Genomic DNA, 8,623 nt, shown 5'->3' on the forward strand with positions numbered 1-8,623 from the left:
GGGCCGGGGGCCGCCGTCTCGGCATATGCGCCCGCGTTGAGCGTGGATGGCTCCGGGGGCGTATTTCTGGCCTGGGCGGAGGCCGAGTCCTCGGCCGTTGGCGCGGGGCTGTACGTCCGTTACTGGAATGGTTCGGCTTGGGAGGCAAGGGGAGGACGGCTTCTCCACGAAACCTGGGACGGTCTTCGGGAGCAGGCGACCGAGCCCGCGCTGGCCACGTTGCCGGATGGGCGGCCCGTGGCGATCTGGGCTGAAGCCGACTTCTTGGGTTACCACCGGAAGGTGGTCGTGGCTGAATGGGTGGGTTCGGCGTGGGACCTCCGTGTCGTGATGGCGACGGGGCCCCAGGTCCATGCGCGGGAGCGCCGCTGGCCTTCCGTCGCGGTGGATGGCAACGGGCACATCATGGTGACGTTTGCCGTGAGCTCTGGGGGTTACACCAGCGGTTCGGCCTCCGGCGTCTACATGTACTGGCACCGGCGGGGCTCGTATGCGACGGACCACATCTCCTCGGATGGCGCCGTGTCTCCTTCGACGTTGGCGGTGGGGAGCTCTGGAAAGCCGGTGATTGCGATCTCCAACTACAGTTCGTTGTACGGGTCCAACAGGGTAACGCTTGTCCAACTGAACGAGTGAGTGGGCTGACAGGGACGGGGCCTCCTTCCCGGGGGAGGCAGGGCCGAGCAGGCGCCGCGTTTGCCGGCCTCCATGGGTGCCTACCCTTCGCGCGACGTCAGTTCATTCGTGTTGGGAGGCCCGCAATGAAAGCCGTGGTGCTCAAGTCCTATGGAGACGTGGACGCGCTCGCCATTCAAGACATGCCCGAGCCGAAGGTGGGGCCGGGCGAGGTGAAGGTCCGCGTCACCGCCGCGGGCATCAACCCCGTGGACTGGAAGATTCGCCGCGGGGACATGAAGGCGATGATGCCCGTGCAGTTCCCCACCATCCTGGGGCGCGACGTGGCCGGTGAGGTCATCGAGGTCGGCCCGGGCGTCACCGACTTCAAGCCGGGCGACCGCGTCATGGGCGTGGTGAACGCCGGCTACGCGGAGAAGGTCGTCGCGCCCGTGGAGGCCTGGGCGAAGGTCCCCGAGTCCATGGACCTGAAGGACGCCGCCGCGCTCCCCCTGGTCACGCTCACCGGCGTGCAATTGATGGAAGAGGCGGTGAACCCCAAGCAAGGGGACACGGTGCTCATCATCGGCGCGATGGGGGCGGTGGGCCGCGCCGCCGTCTTCGCGGCGAAGGCGCGGGGCGCGAAGGTGCTGGCCGGCGTGCGCGCCAGCCAGAAGGCGGAGGCGCAGAAGCTGGGCGTGGACGGCGTCTTCGCGCTCGACGTCTCGGACGAGTTCGCGAAGCTGCCCATGCTGGACGCGGTGGCGGACACCGTGGGCGGCCAGGTGGTGGCCCGCGTGCTGGAGAAGGTGAAGCCCGGCGGCACGCTGGGCAGCGTCGTGGGTGAGCCGCCGGAGGCCAAGGGGCGCCAGCTCACCGTGCGCGCCATCCTCGCGCACCCGGACTCGCGCCGCCTGACGCAGCTGGGACAGGCCGTGGCGAAGGGCGACCTGGTCATCCCCGTCAGCAAGCGCTTCCCGCTGGAGCAGGTGAAGGAAGCGCAGAAGCTCGCGGAGCAGGGCGGCGTGGGCAAGGTGCTGCTCGTCAACTGAGCGTCACTTCTTGCGCGTCAGCAGCACCACCGCGCCCAGGATGGCGCCCATGGCCAGCCAGGCCGTGGGCGTCATCGTCTCTCCGGCCAGCAGGCCGCCGAGGAACACCGCCAGCACCGGGTTGACGTACGCGTAGCTGGTGGCCAGTGCCGGGCGCGCGTTGCGCAGCAGGTAGCCATAGGCGCTGTAGCCCACCAGCGAGCCGAAGACGACGAGGTAGAAGAACGCGAGCACCGCCTTGGGCGTGGGCATCGCAGTGAGGCGCTCCCCCATCAGCAGGCTGAAGCCCAGCATGACGGCGCCACCGCACAGCATCTGCGCCGCGGTGGACATCAACCCCCGCGGCATGGGCAGCCGGCGGCTCCACACCGAGCCCAGCGCCCAGCTCATGGGCGACACCAGCAGCGCCAGCGTCGGAAGAACACCGCCGCCCAAGTCCCTGCCCAGGTTGAGCAGGACGATGCCGCCGAAACCGACGGCCAGTCCCCAGCGCTCCGCGCGCCCGGGCCACTGACCGAAGAGCCCACCGAAGAGCGCCGTCCACAACGGCAGGCTGCCCACCACCAGCGCCGCCACACCCGACGGCACCGACTGCTGCGCGAAGACGAGCCCGCCGTTGCCCACGCTCAGCAGCAACAGGCCCACCAGCGCGCTGGCGCCCCACTGGCGGGCCGTGGGCACCGGCGCCCCGCGCAGCCACAGCACCGCGAAGAGCAGGGCGCCCGCGAGCACGAAGCGCACGCCCGACATCTGGAACGGCGGCATGCCGCCTTCCAGCGCCCACCGGATGGCCAGATAGGTGGAGCCCCAAATAACGTAGAGGGACAGGAGGCTGGCGATGAGCCACCCGCGCTGGGCGCCGCCGGGGAGGACGTCTCCGGAGGGCAGGCTGACGGGGGCTGTCGGTGGAGCGGGGAGGGACGCGGCACGCGAGGCGAGCACGGCGCGGCTTCTATCGCTGGCGAATTTCGCCGGCCATGTGGGCATTGCCACACCTCACAGCCGGGCCCTCTTCAGGGAAGTACAGTGACGGGCAGCGCGCTCGTGCGGCGGGGCGGCCGTCCGGCTGGCTGGAATGCCCGCGTCGGGAATGGCGCGCCGGGCCACCCGTAAGGACATTGCGGCTGACGGATTGAATGCCCGGGGCCGCTTCCTTAGACTTTCCCAGGGAGCCAGGGCGGAGGTGCCGCCGCACCGGTGGCTCCGGAGTGAGCGCCAGGGATGTCCGAAGAGCTGGGTGAGCGTGAGAAGGAAGTCCTCCGGGCGGTCGTCCAGGAGTACATCTCCACGGGCGGGCCGGTAGGCAGTCAGCAGCTCACCCGCAGGTCGGGGTTCGAGGTGTCCTCGGCCACCATGCGCAACGTGCTGGCGGACCTGGAGGAGCTGGGCTTCCTGGAGAAGCCCCACACCTCGGCCGGGCGTGTCCCCACCGACCAGGGCTACCGCTTCTACGTGGACACGCTGGTGAAGCTGAAGGACCCGACGCCGCGGGACAGGGAGTTCATCCACGCGGGGCTCGCGCACGAGGCCGAACTGGCGGAGATGCTGGGCGAGGCCAGCCGCATCCTCCATTCGCTGACGCGCCACGCGGGCGTGGTGGTGGCGCCGCGGCCGGAGTCTGCGGTGTTCCGGCGCATCGAGTTCGTCCGGCTGCGCGAGGACCGGGTGCTCGCCATCCTGGTGGGGCCGAGCGGTCAGGTGGTCAACAAGGCGATTACCGTGGAGTTCCCCATCACCTCCGACGAGCTGCTCAAGGCGAGCAACTACCTGTCGGAGCTGCTGCGGGAGGTGCCGCTGGAGTCGGCGCGCGAGCGCATCCGCGCGGAGATGGACCAGGAGCAGGCGCTCTACAACGCGCTGACGGCCAAGGCGCTGAAGCTGGGCGCGGCGGCCACGGACCTGGCGTCCACGGAGCGGGTGCTCATCCAGGGCACGGGCTCCTTCTTCGAGCAGCCGGAGTTCGCGGACGTGGAGCGCATGCGCGCGCTCTTCAAGGCCCTGGACGAGAAGCACAAGCTGCTGTCGCTGTTGGACCGCGTGCAGGTGGCCAACGAGATGCAGATTTTCATCGGCGCGGAGAGCGACTTCTCCGCGGCCGGCGACGTCACCGTCATCGCCAGCCCCTACGGCAACCAGGAGCAGGTGCTGGGCACGGTGGGCGTCATCGGCCCCACGCGCATGGACTACCGGCGCGTGATTCCGCTGGTGAACTTCACCGCGCAGGTGCTGTCGCGCGTGCTGGACAAGGTGTAGCGGGCCTCACTCCGCGCGGGTGACGAGCACCTCCTGCTCTCCATTCGCGCGCCGGACGTGGAGCCGCACGGGCGTGCCGGGCGCGCCCCGGGTGCGGGACTCCGCCTCCGTGCTGTCGCGCACCACCTGGCCATCCACCGCCACCAGCCGGTCCCCCACGTTCACGCCCGCGCGCGCCGCGGGCCCGTCCGGCGTCAGCCACGCGAAGGCGACGTGGCCCCGGTCCTCGCTGAAGCCCGCGCCCAGCGTGCCCGGCGTGGCCCGGCGCGGGGACACCGTGACGTCACCGACGTCACTGGCCTCCGCTTCGGCCACCTTCACGGTGCGCGTCTCCACGCGCCCCTCTGGCGGCAGCAGCCGCACGGTGTGGATGCCCGGGCGCACGTCGCTCAGGCGGAAGCGTCCGTCCTGTCCGGTGAAGGCGTCCGGGCGCCCGCCCACGGCCTTGTCGAGGAACACCGCCACCCCTGGCGCCGGGCCGCCACCCCGGCTCCACACCGCGCGCCCGGAGATGGACGCCACGCCGCCGGTGAGCGGCACCTCCACGTCCGACGTGCCCCCGGGCCGCAGCGTCACCTGGGCTTCGCCCGTGCGGCCGTCCTCGGTGCGCACCGTCACCTTCAGCGCCTGGGCGGGCGCGTCCGGCAGCAGGAAGGTGCTGCCGGTGAAGCGCCGCGTGGTGGGCCAGGCGCCGGCCCAGGGCAGGGCTTCACCGTCGGCCTCGAGCAGCTCCAGGACGAAGCCCTCCGGCGCCGCGCCGCTGCCCGCCACCACGCGCCCGCGCAGGGTGGCCGCGGGCTCCAGCCGCACGGTGAGCGGCGCCTGGTCCTCGTGCGCGGCGGACAGGCGCCCCACGCGCCCCGCGTTGTGGGCCACCAGCTCCAGGGGACTGGCGCCCTGGGGGCGCGGCGGCAGGGTGAACTGGCCCGACTCGTCCGCGCGCTCCTTGCGCGTCATGGGGAAGTCCCCGCCCTGGATGGCGGCAACGATGGCCAGCGGGCTGGGCACCCCGGAGGGCTCCAGCACGACGCCGGACAACACCGAGTCTTCCTTCAACAGCAGGTCCTGCCGCACGGCGCCGCCCGAAGGCACCGTGACGAACGGGTCGCTCTCCATGTGGAAGTAGATGGCGGGCGTCTGGTGGAGCAGCGCGACCAACTGGTACACGCCCGCGGGCAGTTCCAGCTGGAACTGGCCCTGCGCGTCCGTCTCCGTGGAGGCCGTGCCCGAGCCGCCCCGAGGCACGGCGTGCACCAGCGCGGGCTCGGTCAGCGGCCCGCCCGACGCGCGCGTCACCTGCCCCCACACGGAGCCGGAGTCCGCCAGGGTGAAGTCCACGCGGGTGATGACCCCGGCCTTCAGCGTCTCCATGCGGGACGTCCACCGCCGCGAGCCCTCGCGCCGCGCGCGCACGGAGGTGGGCCCCGCTTCCAGCCCCTCCAGCCGCCAGGCGCCCTCGGCGTCGGTGAGGGCCGTGCGCGCCACGCCAGAGAAGGACTCCGGCTCGGCGCGCACCTGCACGCCTTCCAAGGGCCGTCCCTCCGCGTCCACCACCAGGCCTTCCAGCGCCGCCGTCGCGGGCTCCAGCCGCACGTCCAGGGGCGTGTGGCCGCCCGGGTTCACCACCACCGCTTCGAACACGCGGCCCGTCATCCCCGCGGCGCGCACCGTCACGTCGTACTCGCCGGGAGGCACGTCCATCCGCCACCCGCCGTCGTCCGCGGACGCGGCCCGGCCCAGCTCGCCCTGGCCGCCCGCGGGAGACGCCACCAGGACAGCCCCGCGCACCGGCGCGCCCTCCACCGTGGACACCCTGCCCGTCAGGCCACTGGCCGCGCCCAGCGTCACCACGAGCCCGCGCAGCGTCTCGCCCGGCGCGACGGACAGCGGCGCCTGCACGCGGCCCAGCCGGTCTCCTCGGCGCGCGGACACGACCCACGTCCCGGCGTTGACCTCCAGCGCGAAGCCGCCGCCTTCCCCGGTGGTGACGCGCACCGGCGCGGTGGCGCCCGCCGCCATCACCTCCGCGTCCGCGACGGGCTGGCCCTTCGCGTCGACGACGAAGCCCTCCAGGGTGCTCGCGCCCCAGAGCCCCACCACGACTTCCGCGGCCCGCGGCACCTGGAGCAGGCGCAAGGTGCGGCGGCTGAAGCCCGGCGCCTCGGCGGTGAGCTCGTAGCGTCCGGGCGCCAGCTGCGTGAAGGCGAAGCGGCCCTGGGCGTCACTCGTCGTCTCCGCCGCTTCTTCCGGCAAGCCGGCGGGGGCCGCCCAGGCCGTGGGCGTCCCGGGGTAGGGCCGCAGCGTCAGCGCGGCGAGCGGCACCGGCTCCTCGCGCCCCTCCGCCACGGTGCGCCCCCGCAGCGTCACGCCGTCGGGCAGGCGCAGCTCGACGGCCGTCTCCACTGCGCCGAGCGGCCGCGTGGCCTCCAGCCGCCCGGGGCCGTGGCCCGGGGCGTGCGCGGACAGCAGGTAGTCGCCGGGCGCGGCGGGCAGGCGCAACACGCCGCCGTCCGCCGTGGTGCCTTCACCCGCGCGGCGCCACGGCGTGGCCCTGGTGCCGTCCGCGCCCACGCGCAGGTAGGCGCGCACGCGCGCCCCCGTCACGGGGCCCTGGGCGTCCACCACGCGCACCACGAAGGCGCCCAGCTCGGCGCCGGGGGCGGTCTCCAACCTGGGGGTGGGCGGCGTGCTGGCGCGCGGCGGGGCGCCGTTGGTGACGGCCGCTGGCGCGGTCAACGCCGCGGGCTCCGGGCGCGCGGCGGGCACCGCGGGGACGGGCATGCGGAACCACAGCAGCAGCACGGCCGCGATGGCCAGGCACGAGGCAATCAAGAAGGGGATTCGATGGCGCACGGGCTCGGCCTCCCCCGCGTCCGGCCGTCGCCGTCGCGGCGGCCTACAGTGTAGGCCAGCCTGGCGGTGAACCGAAACTTCAGGAGGGTGCGGGTGCGTAGACGCGCAGGGCCGCGGGGGCCACCTCGAAGCGCATGGGCGTCTTGCCCACGAGCTCGCCGTCCGCGTTCACCTCCTGGACGGGGTCGGCCTCCACGTAGAGCCGCGCGGCGCGCAGGGCGGTGACGGCGGGGTGCTCCACGTGCTCGCCCGAGCGCAGGGACAGGGCCACGCGCATCAGCGTGGCGATGTCCTGGAGCTGCCCCAGGCCGGTGCCTTCGTTCCCCGACGCGGCGGAGGGCGCGGCGATGGCGTAGATGTCCAGCCGCCGGTCATCCAGCCGGGCGTCGGGCGCCACCATGTTGCCGGCGCCATGGTAGAGGCCGTTGCCCACCACCAGTTGCAGCACGTCCAGCGCCAGCTCCTGGTCATCCGCCTTCATCCGGATGTGGAAGGGCCGCAGGTCCTTTATCTCCGCGGCGGCCGCCACGGGGTAGGCCAGCTTGCCCGCGCGCTGCTTCAGCCGCTTCGTCAGCCGCCTGGCGATGCCGGTGGCCAGCCCCAGGCTGGCCGCGTTGAGGAAGGGGCGCCCATTGGCCAGGCCCACGTCCACGCGGGCCGTGTAGCCCTGGGCGATGACGTCACAGGCGGCTTCGATGTCGGCTGGGATTCCCAGCGAGCGCGCGAAGTCATTGCCAGTGCCCAGCGGGAGGACGCCCAGCGTCACGTCGCGGCCCAGCAGCTGGGCCACCGCGCGGCTCAGGGTGCCGTCGCCTCCTCCCACGATGAGGCGGCGGGTGCCCAGCGCCACCATCCGCTCCACCATCGCGTCCAACCGGTTCGCCCGGGACAGCGCGTGGCATTCGACGATGGAGACCCCCCGCGCCACGAGTGTTTCCCTGGCGGCCTCGAAGGCCTCACGCCCTGAGCGCGAGCGCGTGTTCACCACCAACACCGCGGGGCCGTCATCCAGGACGGGCCTGCATGGGGGCTTGATGAGGGCGGGTTCCAGGGTGCCTCCTCTTTCGTGTCGCACGCCAATCTGTGCACGCACGAGGCGTCCCGCCAGCGGGACGCGAGGCGGCGCGCGTGCGCGCTTCCTCCTTGCGAGTCGCCCCGTGCCCCGGTGCATTCCCGGTGTCGGGTGCCATGGGGGCGTGCATGCGTGCGTCGCCGGTTGAACAGGTCCATCCGGCTGCGCGCTTCCGGATGGGTGGGTGACTGCTCACCTCTGCGCTGGTGCTGGCCCCATGCAGGTGTCAGTCAGGCCTGGAGAGCAAGTCGCATGGCACGAGGAAGCAAGGCGAAGTACACGCCGAAGCAGAAGCGGATGGCCGAACACATTGAAGAGGGCTACGAGAAGCGCGGCGTCGCCGACGAGACGGCCGAGACCCGGGCCTGGGCCACCGTGAACAAGCTCACGGGCGGTGGGATGAAGAAGGGCGGCTCGGGCAGCAAGGCCAAGGTCGCGCGCAGCCGTCCCCTGGCGCGGAAGAACGCGCGCAAGGCGGGCCGCAAGGGAGGCAAGGCCACCGCCGCGAAGCGCGCAGGCACCCGCCGCCGCGCCACCGCCGCCACGGGCCGCACGCGCAAGCCCGCTGTCCAGGCCACGCGTTCGGGGTCCAAGGCCACCGCCGCCAAGGGCACCGCGGCCCGCCGCGCCACCGCCCGTCGCACCACCACCGCGAAGCGGCCTGCCACCAAGTCCCGGAGCGGCACGCGGCGTGGTGCTGGCAGCCGCGGCTCGCGCGGCCGTCCCCGCGGCTAGCACGCCGCCGCCGCTTCCCCATCCCTCTTGAGGGGTGGGGAAG

The 8,623-nt window shown here is 72.9% G+C and carries 7 protein-coding genes; 4 read left to right on the plus strand and 3 right to left on the minus strand.

Annotated elements, in window-relative coordinates:
• Together HV824_RS36960 and HV824_RS33250 are read left to right on the plus strand one after the other, a co-directional pair.
• Positions 1-636 (plus strand): hypothetical protein (locus HV824_RS36960; RefSeq protein WP_217917954.1); only part of this gene is annotated, 636 nt, incomplete at its 5' end.
• A 125-nt stretch (positions 637-761) separates the two neighbouring features.
• Positions 762-1,667 carry an NADP-dependent oxidoreductase gene (locus tag HV824_RS33250; protein WP_176425063.1) on the plus strand — a complete coding sequence of 302 codons (906 nt, stop codon included), beginning with the start codon at positions 762-764 and terminating at the stop codon, positions 1,665-1,667.
• Positions 1,668-1,670: 3 nt separating this feature from the next.
• Here HV824_RS33250 and yedA read toward each other — a convergent pair whose 3' ends face one another.
• Positions 1,671-2,654: a drug/metabolite exporter YedA gene (yedA, locus tag HV824_RS33255; protein WP_176425064.1), complete on the minus strand. Its 984-nt coding sequence runs from the start codon at positions 2,652-2,654 to the stop codon at positions 1,671-1,673.
• A gap of 234 nt (positions 2,655-2,888) precedes the next feature.
• Here yedA and hrcA point away from each other — a divergent pair, with 234 nt between their 5' ends.
• Positions 2,889-3,920, plus strand: coding sequence for a heat-inducible transcriptional repressor HrcA (gene hrcA, locus HV824_RS33260; RefSeq protein ID WP_176415626.1), 1,032 nt, complete (start codon positions 2,889-2,891; stop codon positions 3,918-3,920).
• 6 nt (positions 3,921-3,926) lie between these two features.
• On the opposite strand, the gene HV824_RS33265 is transcribed toward hrcA, so the two are convergent.
• Entirely contained in the window at positions 3,927-6,773 is a 2,847-nt protein-coding gene (locus HV824_RS33265) for a carboxypeptidase regulatory-like domain-containing protein (RefSeq protein WP_176425065.1), read from the minus strand.
• A gap of 79 nt (positions 6,774-6,852) precedes the next feature.
• On the minus strand, positions 6,853-7,866 hold the full coding sequence (locus tag HV824_RS33270) for a lipid kinase (protein ID WP_368670830.1): 1,014 nt from the start codon (positions 7,864-7,866) through the stop codon (positions 6,853-6,855).
• 231 nt (positions 7,867-8,097) lie between these two features.
• Between HV824_RS33270 and HV824_RS33275 the strand changes: the two genes are divergently transcribed.
• A complete protein-coding gene (locus tag HV824_RS33275; RefSeq protein WP_176415628.1) occupies positions 8,098-8,580 on the plus strand; it encodes a transcriptional regulator in 483 nt (160 codons plus the stop codon).
• The last annotated feature ends 43 nt before the right edge of the window (positions 8,581-8,623 follow it).

It is taken from the genome of Myxococcus sp. AM009, assembly GCF_013372605.1.
Classification (GTDB): Bacteria; Myxococcota; Myxococcia; order Myxococcales; family Myxococcaceae; genus Myxococcus; species Myxococcus vastator.